This window comes from Rathayibacter sp. AY1E8 (assembly GCF_002931415.1).
GTDB lineage: Bacteria > Actinomycetota > Actinomycetes > Actinomycetales > Microbacteriaceae > Rathayibacter.
In genome coordinates this window covers 1-934 of sequence record NZ_PSVI01000123.1, presented here as the reverse complement: position 1 = coordinate 934, position 934 = coordinate 1, and the positions used below count along the sequence as shown (strand labels likewise).

The following is a 934-nucleotide window of genomic DNA, read 5'->3' as shown; positions in this document are numbered from 1 at the left end:
CCCCGCGCCCGAGTACGGCGCCCCCGAGCACGACCGGCCGCAGGACACCCGCGCGGCCCGCCCGCAGGACGAGGAGACCCGATGACGGACGACGACCGCACCCCCGGCGATTCGGGGACGCCGAGCTCCGGGAACGACTGGGGCAGCCGCGAGCCCGCGGCGGGCTCCGGCACGCCGAGCGGCGGCTCGAGCGGCGGCACCGGCCGCGGCGACGGCTCCACCCGCACCGCTCCCCACCGCTCCCGGAGCGTCGGCATCAGCGGCATCGCGAAGAACCGCCGCGGCCTGCTCATCGGCGGTGCGGTCGCGGTCGGCGCGGTCGGCCTCGCTGTGGCCCTCGCGAACGGCGGCCCCTCGACCGACGGCGTCGTCGCCACGGGAGCCGACGGCCAGGACTACGTCATCCCCGAGAACGCCGAGCGCCCCGTCTACGCGAGCCGTGAGGACTGCCTCGCCGACGTGCGGGAGCAGATCGCCCAGCTCCAGGCGCAGGGCGAGGAGGTCGGCGACGACCCCGAGCAGCTGTGCGAGGCCACCGACGAGTACCGCGGGCACTACGCCGGCGGCTTCTGGCTCGGCCCGCTGATCTTCGCGTCCTCGCGCTGGAACTCGACGCGGGCGACCAGCTGGGCGCCCGTCGCGTCCGGTGGCTTCGCGGCCCGCGGAGCGACCCAGCCCGACGTCGTGCAGCGCGCGCCGGCGGGCTCGACCGTCGGCTCGAAGGCGACCCTCTCGGGCGGCTTCGGCTCCTCCGGCAAGTCCGGCTTCGGCTCCACCGTCGGCGGCTGACCGCAGCGCACCTCCGCCCTCGCGCCCGGGACGCGGGGCGAGACATCCGCCGAGACACCGCTCGCACGCCGGCCGTCTCGACGATCACGGGGACGGCTCGCCGCCGCTCCCTCTCTCAGGAGGAGGGCGTCGCGCTCGGGAAGAA

General features: G+C 76.9%; 1 protein-coding gene. It reads left to right on the top strand.

Going from position 1 to position 934, the window contains the following annotated elements; genetic code table 11:
• The first annotated feature begins 81 nt into the window (after nucleotides 1-81).
• Nucleotides 82-789 carry a hypothetical protein gene (locus C5C74_RS16895; protein ID WP_104222404.1) on the top strand — a complete coding sequence of 236 codons (708 nt, stop codon included), beginning with the start codon at nucleotides 82-84 and terminating at the stop codon, nucleotides 787-789.
• Nucleotides 790-934: the final 145 nt, after the last annotated feature.